General features: G+C 72.0%; 16 protein-coding genes. 14 read left to right on the top strand and 2 right to left on the bottom strand.

Annotated features, from left to right (window positions below; translation table 11 throughout):
* Positions 1 to 61 precede the first annotated feature (61 nt).
* The gene (gene purD / locus ACFQE5_RS09930; protein ID WP_379584553.1) at positions 62 to 1351 is read left to right on the top strand and encodes a phosphoribosylamine--glycine ligase; all 1290 of its coding nucleotides are present in this window, start codon (positions 62 to 64) and stop codon (positions 1349 to 1351) included.
* An 81-nt stretch (positions 1352 to 1432) separates the two neighbouring features.
* The gene (locus ACFQE5_RS09925; RefSeq protein WP_379584701.1) at positions 1433 to 2548 is read left to right on the top strand and encodes a pyridoxal phosphate-dependent aminotransferase; all 1116 of its coding nucleotides are present in this window, start codon (positions 1433 to 1435) and stop codon (positions 2546 to 2548) included.
* Between the two features lie 10 nt (positions 2549 to 2558).
* Here the strand turns inward: ACFQE5_RS09925 and ACFQE5_RS09920 are convergent, their stop codons facing one another.
* Positions 2559 to 3680 (bottom strand): threonine aldolase family protein, encoded by a 1122-nt coding sequence (locus ACFQE5_RS09920; protein WP_379584552.1) that lies wholly within the window; start codon positions 3678 to 3680, stop codon positions 2559 to 2561.
* Between the two features lie 154 nt (positions 3681 to 3834).
* Between ACFQE5_RS09920 and ACFQE5_RS09915 the strand changes: the two genes are divergently transcribed.
* The 5 genes from ACFQE5_RS09915 (at position 3835) to ACFQE5_RS09895 (ending at position 8228) form a co-directional block, all read left to right on the top strand.
* On the top strand, positions 3835 to 4347 hold the full coding sequence (locus ACFQE5_RS09915; protein ID WP_379584551.1) for a SigE family RNA polymerase sigma factor: 513 nt from the start codon (positions 3835 to 3837) through the stop codon (positions 4345 to 4347).
* An 11-nt stretch (positions 4348 to 4358) separates the two neighbouring features.
* Positions 4359 to 5009 (top strand): hypothetical protein, encoded by a 651-nt coding sequence (locus tag ACFQE5_RS09910; RefSeq protein ID WP_379584550.1) that lies wholly within the window; start codon positions 4359 to 4361, stop codon positions 5007 to 5009.
* Positions 5010 to 5055: 46 nt separating this feature from the next.
* Positions 5056 to 6474 carry an adenylosuccinate lyase gene (gene purB / locus ACFQE5_RS09905; RefSeq protein ID WP_379584549.1) on the top strand — a complete coding sequence of 473 codons (1419 nt, stop codon included), beginning with the start codon at positions 5056 to 5058 and terminating at the stop codon, positions 6472 to 6474.
* Complete coding sequence (locus tag ACFQE5_RS09900; protein ID WP_379584548.1) at positions 6471 to 7328, top strand: phosphoribosylaminoimidazolesuccinocarboxamide synthase; 858 nt, start codon at positions 6471 to 6473, stop codon at positions 7326 to 7328. The genes purB and ACFQE5_RS09900 overlap by 4 nt, the downstream gene beginning before the upstream one ends.
* A gap of 120 nt (positions 7329 to 7448) precedes the next feature.
* Entirely contained in the window at positions 7449 to 8228 is a 780-nt protein-coding gene (locus ACFQE5_RS09895; protein ID WP_379584547.1) for a DUF2334 domain-containing protein, read from the top strand.
* A 77-nt stretch (positions 8229 to 8305) separates the two neighbouring features.
* Here the strand turns inward: ACFQE5_RS09895 and ACFQE5_RS09890 are convergent, their stop codons facing one another.
* Positions 8306 to 8455 (bottom strand): hypothetical protein, encoded by a 150-nt coding sequence (locus ACFQE5_RS09890; protein WP_379584546.1) that lies wholly within the window; start codon positions 8453 to 8455, stop codon positions 8306 to 8308.
* A gap of 60 nt (positions 8456 to 8515) precedes the next feature.
* Here ACFQE5_RS09890 and purS point away from each other — a divergent pair, with 60 nt between their 5' ends.
* The 7 genes from purS (at position 8516) to purM (ending at position 17458) form a co-directional block, all read left to right on the top strand.
* Complete coding sequence (purS, locus tag ACFQE5_RS09885; RefSeq protein ID WP_379584545.1) at positions 8516 to 8749, top strand: phosphoribosylformylglycinamidine synthase subunit PurS; 234 nt, start codon at positions 8516 to 8518, stop codon at positions 8747 to 8749.
* On the top strand, positions 8746 to 9423 hold the full coding sequence (purQ, locus tag ACFQE5_RS09880; RefSeq protein ID WP_379584544.1) for a phosphoribosylformylglycinamidine synthase subunit PurQ: 678 nt from the start codon (positions 8746 to 8748) through the stop codon (positions 9421 to 9423). The genes purS and purQ overlap by 4 nt, the downstream gene beginning before the upstream one ends.
* A gap of 284 nt (positions 9424 to 9707) precedes the next feature.
* Complete coding sequence (gene purL, locus ACFQE5_RS09875) at positions 9708 to 11996, top strand: phosphoribosylformylglycinamidine synthase subunit PurL (RefSeq protein WP_379584543.1); 2289 nt, start codon at positions 9708 to 9710, stop codon at positions 11994 to 11996.
* On the top strand, positions 11993 to 12340 hold the full coding sequence (locus tag ACFQE5_RS09870; protein WP_379584542.1) for a sterol carrier family protein: 348 nt from the start codon (positions 11993 to 11995) through the stop codon (positions 12338 to 12340). The genes purL and ACFQE5_RS09870 overlap by 4 nt, the downstream gene beginning before the upstream one ends.
* 117 nt (positions 12341 to 12457) lie before the next feature.
* Positions 12458 to 14596 carry a putative bifunctional diguanylate cyclase/phosphodiesterase gene (locus tag ACFQE5_RS09865; protein WP_379584541.1) on the top strand — a complete coding sequence of 713 codons (2139 nt, stop codon included), beginning with the start codon at positions 12458 to 12460 and terminating at the stop codon, positions 14594 to 14596.
* A 129-nt stretch (positions 14597 to 14725) separates the two neighbouring features.
* Positions 14726 to 16267: an amidophosphoribosyltransferase gene (purF, locus tag ACFQE5_RS09860; RefSeq protein ID WP_379584700.1), complete on the top strand. Its 1542-nt coding sequence runs from the start codon at positions 14726 to 14728 to the stop codon at positions 16265 to 16267.
* An 84-nt stretch (positions 16268 to 16351) separates the two neighbouring features.
* Positions 16352 to 17458, top strand: a complete 1107-nt coding sequence (gene purM / locus ACFQE5_RS09855; protein ID WP_379584540.1) for a phosphoribosylformylglycinamidine cyclo-ligase — start codon at positions 16352 to 16354, stop codon at positions 17456 to 17458.
* The last annotated feature ends 18 nt before the right edge of the window (positions 17459 to 17476 follow it).

Raw genomic sequence — 17476 nt, 5'->3', positions numbered from 1 at the left:
TCGGCATGAACGCGCGATGCGGCTGACTGTTCCGGGATGTGACCATCTACGCTCACCGACCGTGCGCGTCCTGGTCGTTGGTTCGGGTGCTCGTGAGCACGCCATCCTTCTCGCCCTTGCGCAGGACCCTGCGATCACCGCTCTGTCCTGCGCTCCCGGCAATGCCGGTACCGCAGCGCTGGCCGAACAGCGCGGCGTCGATGTGAGTGATCCGGCGAAGGTGGCGGCCTGCGCCCTGGAATGGGGAGCGGACCTCGTCGTGGTCGGGCCCGAGGTGCCGCTCGTGGCGGGGGTGGCCGACGCGGTGCGCGCGGCCGGCATCGACTGCTTCGGCCCGAGCGCCGCGGCGGCCCGCATCGAGGGCTCGAAGAGCTTCGCGAAGGACGTCATGGCCGCCGCGAACGTGCCGACCGCCCGGGCGGAGGTCGTCGACAACCCGGCGCACCTCGACACGGCGCTGTCCCGGTTCACCCCGCCGTACGTCGTCAAGGACGACGGGTTGGCCGCAGGCAAGGGCGTCGTGGTCAGCCCGGACATCGAGGTGGCCAGGGCACATGCGCTGCACCTGCTCGATTCCGGGCATCCGGTCCTGCTGGAGTCGTTCCTGGACGGCCCGGAGGCGTCGCTGTTCTGCCTCGTCGACGGTCGGACGGTCGTCCCGCTGCTGCCCGCCCAGGACTTCAAGCGGGTCGGCGACGGCGACAGCGGCCCCAACACCGGTGGAATGGGCGCGTACGCGCCGTTGCCGTGGGCCGACCCGGGCCTCGTCGACGAGGTGGTCGAGCGGATCGTGCAGCCGGTCGTGGACGAGCTCGACCGGCGCGGCGCGCCGTTCAGGGGGCTGCTCTACGCCGGCCTCGCGCTCACCTCGAACGGACCCGCGGTGATCGAGTTCAACTGCCGGTTCGGCGACCCCGAGACCCAGGTCGTGCTCGCCCTGCTGCGGACCCCGCTGGCCGGTCTGCTGCGGGCCGTGGCGACGGGGCGGCTGGCCGAGATGCCGCCGCTGGAATGGGCCCCCGGGGCGGCCGTGACCGTGGTGCTGGCCGCCGAGGGCTACCCCGGTACCCCGCGGCTCGGTGACGTCGTCACCGGAGCCGATGCGGACGGCGTGCTGCATGCGGGCACCCGGCGCCGCGACGACGGCGCGGTGGTCTCGGCGGGGGGCCGGGTGTTGTCGGTGGTCGGGACCGGTCAGGACCTGCGCGCCGCCCGAACGGACGCCTACCGCCGCCTCACCGGGGTGCACCTGGCCGGGTCGCACCACCGGACGGACATCGCGTTGCGCGCCGTCCAAGGCGAGATCAGCGTGCCGTCCAGGTCCCGACCGGCCGGTCCGGCCGCGTCCTAAGCTCGTGGGGTGACCGGACGTGCTGTACCGACGGAACTCCTGAGCGTCGCCAAACGGGCCGAGGTCCCGCCGTTCCACGTGATGGACGTGTGGGCGGCTGCGGACGAGCGGCAGCGCACCCATGGTGACCTGATCAATCTCTCCGCGGGACAACCGTCGACACCCGCGCCCACGGCCGTGCGGCTCGCCGCCGCGACGGCGCTGCAGACCGAGGTTCTCGGTTACACCGTGGCCCTCGGTATCCCGCCGCTGCGGGCCGCGATCGCGGGCCACTACGGGCACCGCTACGGCATCCAGGTCGATCCGGACGAGGTCGTGCTGACCACGGGGTCTTCCGGTGGGTTTCTGCTCGCCTTCCTCGCCGCCTTCGACGCGGGCGACCGGGTGGCGATGGCGCGCCCCGGATACCCGTGCTACCGCAACATCCTCAGCGCGCTGGGCTGCGAGGTCGTCGAGCTGCCGTGCGGGCCGCAGACCCGATTCCAGCCGACGGTGGCGATGCTCGAGGCGCTGGACCCGCCGGTGCGCGGACTCGTCGTGGCCAGCCCGGCCAACCCGACGGGCACTGTCCTCGAGGCGAGCGAGCTCGCGGCGCTGGCGGTGTACTGCGCGGACAACGGCATTGCGCTGATCAGCGATGAGATCTACCACGGCATCTCCTATCCGGGCGCGCCGGAGACCAGTTGCGCGTGGCAGACCTCGCGCGAGGCGATCGTCGTCAACTCCTTTTCCAAGTACTTCTCGATGACGGGCTGGCGGCTTGGCTGGCTGCTGGTTCCACCACGGCTGCGTCGCGCGGTCGACTGCCTGGCCGGGAACTTCACCGTCTGTCCGCCCGCGCTGCCGCAGCACGCGGCGCTGGGCGCATTCACGCCGGAGAGCTACGCGGAGACCGACGGGCATGTGGTGCGCTACGGCGTCAACCGGGGCCTGCTCCTGGAGGGGCTGCCGCAGCTGGGCATCGAGCGCATCGCCCCGCCGGATGGCGCCTTCTACATCTATGCCGACGTGTCGCATCTCACCGATGACTCGATGGAGCTGACCTACCGCCTGCTCAGGGAGACCGGGATCGCCGTCGCGCCCGGAATCGACTTCGATCCCGTCGACGGCGGCAGGTTCATCCGGCTCTCCTGCGCGGGCGCAACCGAGGACATTCACGAGGCGCTGCAACGGCTCAAGGGCTGGCTCGGTCGCTAACGGGCCGGGCTCACCGCTCGGCGGACCGCAGCGCGCCAGCTCCCGGGCCCCGCGTGGCCGAACCCGAGGGGGACGCGCTGTCGCGGGAGGGTTCGATCGGGCCGATCCGGTCGAGCGCGAGGGTGATGTCGGCGTCGGTGAGGTCGGCATGGGTCATGAGCCGCACCTTGCCCGCCATCGCGACGGCGCGGACGCCGGCGTCGGCGAACCGGCGCAGTGTCCCGTCGAGATCGGCCACGGTGACCAGCACGATGTTCGTCTGCGGCTGCTGCACCTGCCACCCGCGCTCGCGGAGCCCGTCCGCCAGTCGGGTGGCGCGTGCGTGGTCCTCGGCGAGCCGGTCGATGCGCTCGAGTGCGACGAGTCCCGCGGCGGCCAGCACCCCGCCCTGGCGCACCCCGCCGCCGAGCATCTTGCGCAGCCTGCGTGCGTCGGCGACGAACTCGGCCGAGCCCGCCACCAGCGATCCGACCGGTGCGCCCAGGCCTTTGCTCAGGCAGACCTGGATGGTGTCGGCGCCGACGGTCAGCGCCGCGGGTGGCACCCCGAGCGCGACGGCGGCGTGCCAGATCCGGGCCCCGTCCAGGTGCACCGCGAGGCCCGCGGCCCGCGCGGCGGCCGCGACAGCGGCGTGTTCCTCCGGGGCGGTGACCGTCCCGCCCGCGGCGTTATGGGTGTTCTCCAAGCACAACAGCTTGGTGCGCAAGGTGTAGTAGGGGCCGGTGGTGTTCGCGGCCCGGCGCACCGCGTCCGGAGAGACCTTGCCGGGGCCCGCATCGTGCGTCAGCGCCCGGGGCATTCCACCGGCCAGCCAGGCCGCGGTGCCCAGCTCGGCGTCGAGGACGTGCGCGCCCGCCGGGGCGAGGTACTCGTCGCCGCGGTCGAGGTGGGCCATCAGGGCGATGATGTTTCCCATCGACCCGCTCGGTGTCCACAGCGCGTCGTCGGCCCCGATCAGGGCCGCCACTCGCTCCTCGAGCGCGCGCATCGTCGGATCGCGGTCGAGCACGTCGTCGCCGACCTCGGCCTCGGCCATCGCCGAACGCATCTGCCTGGTCGGCCTCGTGACGGTGTCCGAGCGCAGGTCGATGGGGCCGCCCTTGGGACCGCGGGCTCGCCTCGTGGGTCGCACATCGGGGATTGAACCAGTAGCCGACGGGAAACGCGCGGCAGGGTCACGGAATGGTCACGGGGTGCATCCGATCGAGGGGTTCGGCGGCGCCCGTGCAACCGTGTCGGCCGGCCGTTACGTCGGATCGGTGGGGCGACTGGAGAGGACCGTGCGCGTGGACGAGGCCGCTGAGCGCGAGTTCGCGGAGTACTTTCGGGCACGCTGCGACGCCGTGCGCCGGACCGCCTACCTGCTGTGCGGAGACTGGCACCGCGCCGACGACCACGCGCAGGCGGCGTTCGTGGCGTTGCACCGGCATTGGCGACGCATCCGGGACCGCGACGCGCTCGACGCATGGGTTCGGCGGACGCTGGTCCGGTCGGTCGTGGACGAGTCGCGGCGGCCGTGGCGCCGGGAGCGCGCGGTTGCTGCGCTGCCCGCGGTGCCGGTGGCGGCCGCCAGCGACGCGGTCGCCACCCGGCACGCGCTGGTCGACGGCCTGCGCAGGGTGCCGCCGCGGCAGCGGGCGGTGCTGGTGCTGCGCTACCTGGAGGGTCTCGACGTCGCCGCCACGGCCGCGGTCCTGGGCTGTTCCGAGGGCACCGTCAAGAGCCAGACCGCACATGGGCTGGCCGCGCTGCGCGCGGCCCTGGGTGACGCCCTCGACGACCTGAGATCGGCAGGCTGAAGAAGGTGGAGATGGACGACGAGCAGCTCAGCGCCGGGTTTCGTGCGGCCGCCGCGGACTCGCCCCCACCGAGCTTCGGGTACGCCGACGTGGTGGCCGCGTCGCGGCGGGCCACCGCGCGGCGGCGCGCAACCGTGGCCGGTGGCGCGCTCGCGGCGCTGCTGGTGGTCGGCGGGGTCGCGGTGGCGCTCGGGGCGGCGCAGCCGGCGAACCGGGGGGCGCCGGCGGTCACCGTCGCCGCTCCCGAGGCCGCCGACCAGGCGTCCCCGGGTTTTCGCGCCAGCCCGCCCGGGCCCGGCGATCCGGGCGGCTGCGCCGCACCGCAGGACCCGGCCCTGCGGGCGGTGCTGGACGAGGTGCTACCCGAGGTGCGGTCCGCCCCCGCGGCGCCGGCCACGCCCGGATGCCGGCCCGGCAGCGACCGCGAGGTGCATCTGGAGGTCACCGACGGGGCGGCCCGCGGCCTGTTCAGCGTGGTCTACAGCGGCCCGGGTGAGGTGCCGCCGGAGCAGGGACTTCCGGTCGGCTGGCAGCGGGCGGGCGCGACGACCGCGTCCGGCGGGTATGTGTCGGTCACCTCACGCGCGGCCGTCGACTCGGGTGCCGTCCCGTTCTCCGGGCGGTTGCCGGGCATCGCCGAGGCGCTGGCGCCGCGCCTGTAGATGCTCCGGCGCGACTCGTCGGGCCCGGGCCGTAGGCTCACCCGACGTGATTCCCAACGTGCTGGCCGCCCGTTACGCGAGCGCCGAGCTGGTCGCGCTCTGGTCTCCGGAACGCAAGATCGTCCTGGAGCGGCAGCTCTGGATCGCCGTGCTGCGCGCCCAGCGGGAGCTCGGCGTCGACGTCCCGGAGCAGGCGATCGCCGACTACTCCCGTGTCGTGGATCAGGTCGACCTCGACTCGATCGCCGCCCGCGAACGGGTCACCCGCCACGATGTCAAGGCCCGGATCGAGGAGTTCAACGCCCTCGCCGGCCATGAGCACGTGCACAAGGGCATGACGAGCCGCGATCTCACCGAGAACGTCGAGCAGCTGCAGGTGCGGCTGTCGCTGGAGCTGGTCCGGGATCGGACCGTGGCCATGCTCGCCCGGCTCGCCCGCCGTGCGGTCGAGCACGCCGAGTTGGCGCTGGCCGGGCGCAGCCACAACGTCGCCGCCCAGGCCACCACGCTGGGCAAGCGGTTCGCCTCCGCCGCCGACGAGCTGCTCGTCGCCTACGACCGGCTCGAGGAGCTGCGCGGGCGTTACCCGCTGCGCGGGATCAAGGGGCCTGTCGGCACCGCCCAGGACATGCTCAGCCTGCTCGACGGCGACGCCGACCGCCTCGCCGAACTGGAGCGGCGGGTGGCCGAACACCTCGGCTTCACGGCGGTGCTCACCAGCGTCGGCCAGGTCTATCCGCGTTCGCTCGACCACGACGTGGCGTCCGCGCTGGTCCAGCTGGCCGCGGCGCCGTCCAGCCTGGCCACGACGATCCGGCTGATGGCGGGCCAGGAGCTGGTCACCGAGGGCTTCCAGGCGGGTCAGGTCGGGTCCTCGGCCATGCCGCACAAGATGAACACCCGCTCGGCCGAACGGGTCAACGGGCTGGCCGTCGTGCTCCGCGGCAACGCCGCGATGCTCGCCGAACTGGCCGGCGCGCAGTGGAACGAGGGCGATGTGTCCTGCTCGGTCGTGCGCCGGGTGGCGCTGCCGGACGCCTTCTTCGCTCTCGACGGGCTGGTCGAGACGATGCTGACCGTGCTCGACGAGTTCGGCGCCTACCCTGCGGTGATCGCCCGCGAGCTCGACCGCTACCTGCCGTTCCTTGCCACCACCGCGGTGCTGATGGCCGCGGTGCGCGCGGGCGTCGGCCGGGAGACCGCGCATGAGGTGATCAAGGAACATGCGGTCGCGGTCGCGCTGGCCATGCGGGAGAAGGGGCAGGCCGACAACGACCTGATCGCCCGGCTGGCCGCCGACGAGCGGCTCGGGCTGCCCGCCGGGGCGCTCGACGGCCTGCTGGCCGACCCGCTGTCCTTCACCGGCGCCGCCGCCGCGCAGGTCGAAGCCGTGGTCGCGCGGGTGCAGGACATCGTCGAGGCGCACCCCACCGCCGCCGCATACACCCCCGGAGCGATCCTGTGAAGCTGGTGCACTCGGGCAAGGTCCGTGACGTCTACCTCGATGACTCCCGCGACCCCGCCGACCTGATCCTCGTCGCCTCCGACCGGCTCTCGATCTACGACGTGGTGCTGCCGACGCCGGTCCCGGACAAGGGCGTCATCCTCACCCAGCTGTCGCTGTGGTGGTTCGAACGGCTGGCCGATCTCGTCGGGCACCACGTCATCTCCGCGACCGAGGTGCCCGCGGAGTTCGCCGGGCGGGCGATCCGCTGCCGCCGGCTGGAGATGCTGCCGGTGGAGTGCATCGCGCGCGGCTACCTGGCCGGACTGGGGCTCAAGGAGTACGAGAAGCAGGGGACGGTCTCCGGCGTCGCGCTGCCGCCCGGGCTCGTCGAGGGCTCGAAGCTGCCCGAGCCGATCTTCACTCCGACGACGAAGGCGGCGGTCGGCGAGCACGACGAGTTCATGACGTTCGACGAGGTGGCGGCGACCGTCGGGGCGGGCACCGCCGCCCGGTTGCGCGATCTGACCCTGGAGATCTATCGGCGCGGGGCCGAGACCGCCGCTGCCAAGGGGATTCTCGTCGCCGACACCAAGCTGGAGTTCGGGCTGGCGCCCGATGGCGAGATCGTGCTGGCCGACGAGGTGCTCACGCCCGACTCGTCGCGGTTCTGGTCCGCCGACCGGTGGGAGCCGGGGCGACCGCAGTTCTCCTTCGACAAGCAGTTCGTCCGGGACTGGTCGGGCACCCTCGACTGGGACCGCACCCCGCCCGGGCCCGAGGTGCCCGCCGACGTCGTCGAGGCCACGCGGGCCCGCTATGTCGAGGTCTACGAGCGGATCACCGGGGTCCGCTTCGAGCCCGTGAGTGCGTAACAGCGTTAGAACACTGTTACGCACTCACGACCGCGGCTGCGCTGGGAGTTCTCCGTTCGTTAGTCCGGCCCACCGGCCCCGGATGCCCCCGGTTTCACCCGGATGTGGCTTGATGGACGCATGTCCGCCCGACTCGTCGTCTCGCTGTCCGGCCTCAGCGCCGACAACGCGGCAGATCGAGATGCCGCCCTGGCCCGTGCGGTCGAGCTCGGGGCCGCCCTCGATGCCCGCGGGGTCCCGCTGTCACAGCTGTTCCGTCCACGTACGCGCAGCGGTCCGATCGACCCCGGCTCCGAACTCGTCGCCTGGATACGGCAACGCCGTGCGGCCGGGGATGCGATCGTGCTGCACGGCTACGACCACACCACGGCACCGATCGGCTCCTGGCAACCCACGGCCGTACCGAGACTGGGCCGGCGCGCGGAGTTCGCCGCGCTGCCCCGGCACGAGGCGGGCCTGCGGCTGATCGCGGCCCGTCGGCTGCTCACCGCCGCCGAGCTGACCACCGATCTGTTCATCCCACCGAGATGGCTGGCATCGCCCGGCACCGTCGAGGCCCTGCGCGACCACCGGTTCACCATCTGTGCCGATGAGCACGGGATCCGGCTGCTGGGCGAGGGCACCGAACTGCGGTCGCGGACGCTGGGTTTCCGGGCATCCGGTGAGCGCAATCCCGTCGCCGAGGGCAGGAAGGCCGCCGAGCAGGCCCGCTGCCGGATGCTGGAGGCCGAGGCGCTACGCGTTGCCCGCCGGGGCGGGCTGGTGCGGATCGCGCTGCGCGCGAAGGACCTCGCCAAACCCGTCCGGCTGCAGTCCGCGCTTGCCACGATCGACGCCGTGCTGGCGCTCGGCGCGCGGCCGCTGACCTACGCCCCGGACCCCGCGCTGCTCGCGGCCTGACCCGCTCGATCCGGGTGCGGCCGTCGTTCCTGCTGCGAACGCTACGAGACGGCTGTTATGACCATGATCGAACGGCATTATCGTGGCGTTCGCAGCAGCGCGGTCAACAGCTCAGCCTCATCGACCGCGGTCGGGCCGGCCAGACGTTCCCGGTTGAGGCCCAGCGCCGCCGCGGCCACCGCGCGGGAGAGGAACACGGTGCCACCGAGCACCAGGATGCGGGCCATGTCGGCAGCCTCACGCACCGGGCGAGCCGAGGCCAGCGGCGTCCCCCGTACGCTGATGCCGTGGCCAGAGTGGTGGTGGACGTGATGCCCAAGCCCGAGATCCTGGACCCGCAGGGCCAGGCGGTCTCCCGGGCGCTGACCCGGATCGGGATCGCCGGTGTGGTCGAGGTCCGGCAGGGCAAGCATTTCGAGCTCGAGGTCGACGACTCGATCGACGACGAGACCCTGCACCGCATCGCGGGCGATCTGCTGGCGAACCCGGTGATCGAGGACTGGACGGTGACCCGGCTGTGACCACGCGCATCGGGGTGATCACGTTCCCGGGCACGCTCGACGACGTCGATGCCGCCCGCGCCGTCCGTCACGCCGGCGCCGAGCCGGTCGCGCTCTGGCATGGCGACCACGACCTGCGCGGGGTGGCGGCGGTGGTCGTTCCCGGTGGCTTCTCCTACGGCGACTACCTGCGCGCGGGTGCCATTGCGAGCCTGGCGCCGATCATGAAGGAGGTCATCGACGAGGCGCGCCGCGGCATGCCCGTGCTGGGAATCTGCAACGGGTTCCAGATCCTCTGCGAGGCCGGATTGCTGCCCGGCGCGCTGGTGCGTAACGCCGGGTTGCATTTCGTCTGCCGCGCCCAGGGGTTGCGGATCGAGTCGACCAACACGGCCTGGACCAGCGACTACACCCGCGGCCAGGAGATCGTGGTGCCGTTGAAGTCGGGTGAGGGCCGATACGTCGCCAGTGCCGAGACCCTCGCCGAGCTGGAGTCCGAGGGCCGGGTCGTGTTCCGCTACGTGGGGGGAAATCCCAACGGCGCGCTCGCTGACATCGCCGGGATCGCCTCGGCCGACGGCCGCGTCGTCGGCCTGATGCCGCATCCCGAGCACGCCATCGACACGTTGACGGGGCCGTCCACCGCCGGGCTCGGCGTCTTCACCTCGGTGTTGACGGCGCTCGCGGCGGCGTAGAGCAGCTCGACGAGCGCGCGATCGGTACATCGGTCTCGCCGTCGACGACATCCAGCGGATCCGGCGGTGGATCAACGATCTGCTGATGTTCGCCGACGTGCTGCGCAGCCATCCGCTGCACGGCACGCCGCTGTGACCAATCCCGTCGACGCCGAGTGGTTCGTCGAGCCGTCCGTCAGTGTGACCATTTCTTCTCTGTCGGAGCCAAACTCCCTGGTCAGAGGCAGTTGTGAGCGGATAACAGTGTTCAAACACCGTTCGGCGCTCACAGGTAGGCTGAGGCCGTGACCGGCACCGTTCCGCAGGTGGACAGCGTCGAGACCGCCGCTGCCACTCCCGACCAGCCCCAGCCCTACCGGGAGCTCGGCCTGGCCGACGACGAGTACGCCCGAATCCGGACGATCCTCGGCCGTCGGCCGACCGACGCCGAACTGGCGATGTACGCGGTGATGTGGAGCGAGCACTGCTCCTACAAGTCGTCCAAGGTGCATCTGGCCTACTTCGGGGAGACGACCACGCCGCGGATGCGCGAGCGGATGCTCGCGGGTATCGGGGAGAACGCGGGCGTCGTCGAGATCGGCGACGGGTGGGCGGTCACGTTCAAGATCGAGTCGCACAACCATCCCTCCTACGTCGAGCCGTATCAGGGTGCGGCGACGGGCGTCGGTGGCATCGTCCGCGACATCATGGCCATGGGCGCGCGTCCGATCGCGGTTGCGGATCCGCTGCGGTTCGGCCCCGCCGACGCCTCGGACACCGCGCGGGTGCTGCCCGGGGTGGTCGCCGGGATCGGCGGCTACGGCAACTGCCTCGGCTTGCCCAACATCGGCGGCGAGGTGGTGTTCGACCCGTCCTACTCCGGAAACCCCCTGGTCAACGCCCTGTGTGTGGGATCGATGCGGGTGGAGGATCTCCATTTGGCGTTCGCCTCGGGCGTCGGAAACAAGATCGTTCTATTCGGGGCGCGGACCGGTCTCGACGGCATCGGCGGGGTGTCGGTGCTGGCGTCGGAGACCTTCAGCGGCGACGAGGACGGTTCGGGACGCAAGAAGCTCCCGTCCGTGCAGGTCGGTGACCCGTTCACCGAGAAGGTGCTCATCGAGTGCTGCCTCGAACTGTTCCGTGCCGGGCTCGTCGTGGGCATCCAGGACCTGGGCGGCGCCGGACTGGCGTGTGCCACCAGCGAGCTGGCCAGCGCCGGGGATGGCGGCATGCGGGTCGATCTCGACACCGTGCCGCTGCGCGCCGCCGGGATGACCGCCGCGGAGATCCTGGCCAGCGAGTCGCAGGAGCGCATGTGCGCGGTGGTGCGACCGGAGAACGTCGAGCGTTTCATGGAGGTCTGCCGCAAGTGGGACATCCTGGCCACGGTCATCGGTGAGGTCACCGCGGACGAGCGGTTGCGGATCACCTGGCGCGGTGAAACCGTCGTCGACGTGCCGCCGCGCACCGTGGCGCACGAGGGACCGGTCTACCGTCGCCCGGTCGAACGTTCGGCCGCCCAGGACGCGCTGATCGCGGACGCCCCGGACACGCTGCCCCGTCCGGCCGCCCCCAGCGAGCTGCGGGCCGAGATCCTGCGCCTGGCGGCCAGCCCGAACCTGTGCAGCCGGGCGTGGGTCACCGACCAGTACGACCGCTACGTGCGTGGTAACACCGTCTTGGCCCAGCCCGCCGACGCGGGGGTGGTGCGGATCGACGAGACGTCCGGCCGGGGTATCGCCGTCGCCACCGACTGCAACGCCCGCTTCGTCGCCCTCGACCCGTACGTCGGCACCCAGCTCGCGCTGGCCGAGGCGTATCGCAACGTCGCGGTCTCCGGTGCCGAGCCGGTCGCGGTGACGAACTGCCTGAACTTCGGGTCCCCGGAGGATCCGCACGTGATGTGGCAGTTCGCCGAGGCGGTGCGCGGGCTCGCCGACGGCTGTGCGGCGCTGGGCATCCCGATCACCGGGGGCAACGTGAGTTTCTACAACCAGACCGGTGACCGGCCCATCCTTCCGACGCCGGTGGTCGGGGTCCTCGGCGTGTTCTCCGACGTCCGGCACCGCGTTCGCGGCGGCTTCACCCGCGACGACGACGTCGTCGTGCTGCTCGGCTCCACCCGCGACGAGTTCGGCGGCAGCGAGTGGGCGCACGTCGCGCACGGTCATCTGGGCGGCCGCCCGCCCGCGGTCGACCTGGCCGCGGAGCAGCGGCTTGCCGCGCTGCTGGCCGCGGCTGCGGCCGATGGGGTTCTCACCGGCTCGCACGACCTGTCCGACGGCGGGCTGGCTCAGGCTCTGGTCGAGTCGAGCCTGGTCGGTGGACGGGGAGCGAGGATCGTGCTGCCCGCCGCGCTCGATCCGTTCGTCGCGCTGTTCGCGGAGTCGGCGGGCCGGGCGCTGGTCACCGTGGCCGAGGCCGACGCCGAGGCGTTCCTCGCCCGCGCGACCGAGGCCGGGGTGCCGGCGGTGCGGCTGGGTATCACGGGCGGCGCCGAGCTCACCATCGACGAGCTGCCCCCGATCCTGATCGACGAGCTCCGCATCGTGTGGGAGGGGACGCTGCCCGCTCTGTTCGACGCGTCGTGACGGACGATCATCCGCCGGGGGAGCGGTTCGCCGATGCCAGCCGGTCGGACCGCTCGGCGCTGCGCGCCGCGGTGAAGGAGAGCCTCGCGGCGCTGGCCACCGCTGCCCCGGGACGCAGCGTGGAGGTGCGCGTTCCACCGTTCGGGGCGGTGCAGTGTGTCGCGGGTCCACGGCATGGCCGGGGGACACCGCCGAACGTTGTGGAAACCGATCCGCAAACCTGGCTCGCTCTCGTGACCGGAACGTTGACCTGGGACGATGCGCTGCGCGACGGTGCCTTGACGGCGTCAGGGAGCCGTGCGGGCGAGGTGGCCAAGTGGTTACCACTCGGTGGTGGCCGGTAGCTCCACTACTCTCCCTCGGATGATTCGAGCCACCTAACGGTGGCGAACCCGGATCACGGGGTCGAAAATTACGCCGATCGGTGCAGTCCGACCGAACGGGCGATGGGAGGTGGCGGCGTGGTCGCGTCACGCGACCTCCCTTGTCCGTCCGAGCCGCTGCCCGGGCGCTCCGGTGCCGGTATCGCCGAGCCCATTGTCGCGCTGGCCGAGCGCTGGGCCGACCTGCTGGTCGAGGGACACGCCGGGCTGTCCGGCCGCCTCGAGGTGTTGCTGCGCCGGTTGTCCACGGTGCTGCGGACTGAGCCCTTCCGGCCGGTGGCGGCCCGGCCCGTCGGGGCCGCGCTGCTCGACACCGGGCTCGCCGAGGGCGATGGCCCGTTGCCGGAGGATCTGATCCCACCCACCCTGAGCCTGCTGCGTCGCGACCTACCAGGGGTGCTCGACCTGCCGACTCCCCAGGGAGCCGACCGGTTGGTCACCGCGCTCGACGAGTTCGTGGCGGGCTTCACCGCCGCCCTGCGCGAGCGCAGCCGGCCCGCGGCCCATCCCGATGCCCGGCTCGAGTGCGCCATGGCCGACTGCGAGCTGCACTACCGCACGCTCTACCTGCAGGGACCGGTCGGCATCGGGATCGGCGACCTCGACGGTCAGGTCCTGGAGATGAACCCGGCGCTGTACCGGATGTTCGGCCTGTTGGCACCCCCGGAGCTGCCCCGCCCGGTGACCGACTTCGTGCACCCCGACGACGCGGTGGGGTTCATCGAGAGCTACCACCGGCTGCGGGCCGACACGGGCCCGGACAGCGTCGGTATCGACGTCCGGCTGGTGCGCGTCGACGAGCTGGTCGTCTGGGTGCACGTCACCGGATCGCTGATCCGTGATGCCGCGGGCAAGCCCAGCCACGTCATCGCCGTCGTGCAGGACGTCTCCGACCGGCACCGGCTGCGTTCGCGGCTCGAGCAGGCGGCCTCGCAGGACCGGCTGACCCGGCTCCCCAACCGGGTTGTCTCCGAGCAGATGCTGCGGCAGGCCTTCCTGCCGGGGGTCGCCCACCGGGTCGGACTCTGCGCGCTCGACGTCGACGGCTTCACCAGCGTCAACGACGGGCTCGGCCACCAGGCCGGAGACCAGCTGCTGCTTGCGGTGGCCGGACGCCTGCAGATGGCCGCCGGGCCGCATCTGGTCACCCGAACCGGCGGCGACGAGTTCGGCGTGCTCGTCCTGGAACCCGATGGCCTCGACGACGTCTGCAGGGTCGCCGACCGGCTGCTGACCGCGCTCGCGGCACCGTTCCACATCGGCGGTCAAGCGGTCACGGTGTCGGCCAGCATCGGAGTCGCCGAGGCCGCGACCGCGGAGGCGTGCCCCGAGGAGCTGATGCGGGCGGCCGATGTCGCGCTGTCCTGGGCCAAGGCCCACGGCGGGGGGGAACGCGTGGTGTTCGACCCGGAGCGAGACGCCGGGGAGGCGGCCCGGTTCGCCCTGCTGGCCGGGCTGCGCGGGGCGGTGGACCGGTCCGAGCTCCAGTTGGCTTTCCAGCCTCTGGTCCGGTTGCGCGACGGGCGGGTCCGCGGGGCGGAGGCCCTCGTCCGCTGGCAGCACCCCGAGCAGGGGTTGTTGGGGCCGGGGCGGTTCATCGGGCTCGCCGAGCACAACGGCATGATCATCCCGATCGGGCGGTGGGTGCTCGCCGAGGCCTGCCGCACCGCGGCTGTGTGGTGGACGGAACTCGGCCCCGGCTCGCCGTACGTCAGCGTCAACGTCTCGCCGCTGCAGCTCGCCGACCCCGATTGGGTGCGCGAGGTGAGCGCGGTGCTCGAGGAGACCGGGTTGCCCGCGGAGAAACTCCAGCTGGAGATCACCGAGCAGGCGGTGCTCGGCGATGAGGCGGTCGCGCTCGACGCGCTCGACGCGCTGCGTGCCGCGGGGGTTCGCCTCGCCCTCGACGACTTCGGGATCGGCTACTCCAGCCTGGCCTGGCTGCGCCGGTTGCCGGTGCATGCACTCAAGATCGACGGTTCGTTCATCGACGGGCTCCGCCATCCGTCGCCGGACCCGGTGGACCAGAGCATCGTGCATGCGCTCATCGAGATGGCGCATGCGCTCGGTCTCGAGGTGACCGCCGAGTGGGTGGAGACCGCGGTGCAGTCCGACCGGCTCAGCAGGCTGGGCTGCGATCTGGGCCAGGGTCGGTGGTTCGGTGATCCGGGTCCCGCCACATGGGTTGCGGAGCTGTGGCGGCGTACGATCCGATAACGGTTTGCCCGGCGATTGCTGAGGAGAGTGTGTGCGTTGAGTTCCAGGCGGAACGTGCACCTGACCGAACGCACGGCAGCTGTATCCGGCGCCGGTCCGGGCACGCCCCCGTCAGCCGACCTGATCCCGCTGGAGCGCGCGCCGCGCGAGGAGTGTGGTGTGTTCGGTGTGTGGGCCCCGGGTGAGGATGTCGCGAAGCTCACCTACTACGGCCTCTACGCACTGCAGCACCGCGGCCAGGAAGCCGCGGGTATCGCGGTCTGCGACGGCAGGCGGGTGGTGGTGTTCAAGGACCTGGGCCTGGTCAGCCAGGTCTTCGACGAGCAGACGCTGTCGTCGTTGCGTGGGCATCTCGCCGTCGGACACACCCGCTACTCCACAACGGGTTCGACGACCTGGGAGAACTCCCAGCCCACGTTCCGCACCACGGCCACCGGCAGCGGCATCGCCCTCGGCCACAACGGCAACCTGGTGAACACCGCGGAGCTGCGCGACGAGGTCGCCGCGCGGGCGGACGAGGTCGGCGCCCGCAGTGGGCATGCCCCGGCCACCACCGACTCCGACCTGATCTGCGAGCTGCTCGCGGCCGATGCCGCCGACACCGGTCTGGAGCAGGCCGCGATGCGGCTGCTCCCCCGGCTGCTCGGAGCGTTCTCGCTGGTCTTCGCCGACGAGCAGACCCTCTATGCGGCCCGCGATCCGCACGGCGTCCGGCCGCTCGTGCTCGGCCGTCTCGAACGCGGCTGGGTCGTCGCCAGCGAGACCGCGGCGCTCGACATCGTCGGTGCTTCGATTGTCCGGGAGGTCGAGCCGGGCGAGCTGCTCGCGATCGACGCCGGCGGCATCCGCAGCTCCCGGTTCGCGGTGCCGGAGCCCAAGGGCTGCGTGTTCGAGTACGTGTACCTGGCCCGGCCGGACACCACGATCTCCGGCCGTTCGGTGCATGCGGCCCGGGTGGAGATCGGTCGCAGACTCGCCGAGGAGCACCCCGTCGAGGCCGACCTGGTGATCCCGGTCCCCGAGTCGGGAACGCCGGCAGCGATCGGCTACGCCCAGGGCTCGCACATCCCCTACGGGCAGGGTCTGGTGAAGAACGCCTATGTCGGCCGGACGTTCATCCAGCCTTCGCAGACCATCCGCCAGCTCGGGATCCGGCTCAAGCTCAACCCGCTGCGCGACGTCATCCGTGGCAAGCGGCTCGTCGTGGTCGACGACTCGATCGTGCGCGGCAACACCCAGCGGGCGCTGGTCCGGATGCTGCGTGAGTCGGGTGCGCTGGAGGTGCACGTCCGGATCGCCTCGCCGCCGGTGCGCTGGCCGTGCTTCTACGGGATCGACTTCGCCACCCGCGCGGAGCTCGTCGCCAGCGGCCTCGACACGGAGGGGGTGCGACGTTCCATCGGCGCCGACTCGCTGGGCTACCTGTCGCTCGAGGGGCTCGTCGCGGCCAGCGAACAGCCGCGGAGCCGGCTGTGCTGTGCCTGTTTCGACGGGACGTATCCGATTCCGCTACCTGCGGAAGCGCGGCTGGGCAAGCACCTGCTCGAGGAGCTCACCGGGGAGACCGTCGTAACGGCCGCGGCGGAGCCCGTGATCGCGGGGGGGACTTCCGGCGAAGCCGGGCCGCTGTCGGTCGGTTACGGTGCTGGTGACGCCCTTCGTCGTCCCTGAGCTCGGCCGACCCTGAGCGCGGGCCGTCCCTGCGCCGTTCGCGGCGCCGTCACCACCGGGAGCGAGACACCCATCATGGCAGCCATGCCGCCGACCGTGCCCGACGACAACGTCGACGAACAGCGGGTCAGCTATGCGACCGCAGGTGTGGACATCGAGGCGGGTGAGCGCGCGGTCGATGCATTCCGACCGTATGCGCAGCAGACGTCACGACCGGAGGTACTGGGCGGCATCGGCGGCTTCGCCGGGCTGTTCGCTCCGAAGCTGGGCCGCTACGCCGAGCCGGTGCTGGCCGCCTCCACCGACGGGGTCGGGACCAAGGTGTCCATCGCGCAGGCGATGGACAAGCACGACACGATCGGCCTCGACCTGGTCGCGATGGTCGTCGACGACCTCGTGGTGTGCGGAGCCGAACCGCTGTTCCTCCAGGACTACATCGCGATCGAACGACTGGTGCCCGAGCAGGTGGCGATGATCGTCAAGGGCATCGCCGAAGGCTGCCAGCAGGCCGGTTGCGCGCTTCTGGGCGGGGAGACCGCCGAACATCCCGGGCTGATGGCCGCCGGTGGCTACGACCTGTCGGCCACCGCAGTCGGGATCGTCGACGCCGAGTCGATGCTGCGTCCGGAGCGGGTGCGCCCTGGCGACGTGCTCGTGGCGATGCGCGCCTCCGGGCTGCATTCCAACGGGTATTCGCTGGCCCGGCACGTGCTGCTGGAGATCGCCCGGATGCCGTTGAACGGCCATGTCGAGGAGTTCGGGCGCACTCTCGGCGAGGAGTTGCTCGCCCCGACCCGGATCTACGCGCGGGACTGCCTCGCCCTGGCCGCCGAGACCGGCGTCCGCACGTTCGCGCACATCACCGGTGGCGGGCTGGCCCGCAACCTGGAGCGGGTGCTACCCGACGGGCTGGTCGCCGTCGCCGAACGCGGCACCTGGACCCCGGACCCGGTGTTCAAGATGATCGCCTCCCGGGGCCGGGTCGACCGCGCGGAGATGGAGAAGACGTTCAACATGGGCGTCGGCATGGTCGCGGTGCTGCCACCGGACGACGTCGACCGCGCTTTGGCCGTGCTGACGGCCCGGCACGTCCCGGCTTGGGTCCTGGGCGAGGTGCGGCGGGCGACCGGCGAGGAGGGGCGCAGCCCCGGTGACCGGGTCCAGCTGCTCGGCGAACATCCCCGCTTCTGACCCCCTGTGAGTGCGTAA

This window comes from Pseudonocardia hispaniensis, assembly GCF_042658695.1.
GTDB classification, from domain to species: domain Bacteria; phylum Actinomycetota; class Actinomycetes; order Mycobacteriales; family Pseudonocardiaceae; genus Pseudonocardia; species Pseudonocardia hispaniensis.
The sequence above is the reverse complement of the archived record's forward strand: the minus strand, read 5'-3'. Positions and strand labels throughout refer to the sequence as shown.

Coding starts and splice junctions, on each gene's coding strand:
- ACFQE5_RS09895 (WP_379584547.1), top strand. CDS start 7,449: ATGTCCGCCCGACTCGTCGTCTCGCTGTCCGGCCTCAGCGCCGACAAC.
- ACFQE5_RS09910 (WP_379584550.1), top strand. CDS start 4,359: ATGGACGACGAGCAGCTCAGCGCCGGGTTTCGTGCGGCCGCCGCGGAC.
- ACFQE5_RS09890 (WP_379584546.1), bottom strand. CDS start 8,455: ATGGCCCGCATCCTGGTGCTCGGTGGCACCGTGTTCCTCTCCCGCGCG.
- purM (WP_379584540.1), top strand. CDS start 16,352: ATGCCGCCGACCGTGCCCGACGACAACGTCGACGAACAGCGGGTCAGC.
- ACFQE5_RS09925 (WP_379584701.1), top strand. CDS start 1,433: ATGGACGTGTGGGCGGCTGCGGACGAGCGGCAGCGCACCCATGGTGAC.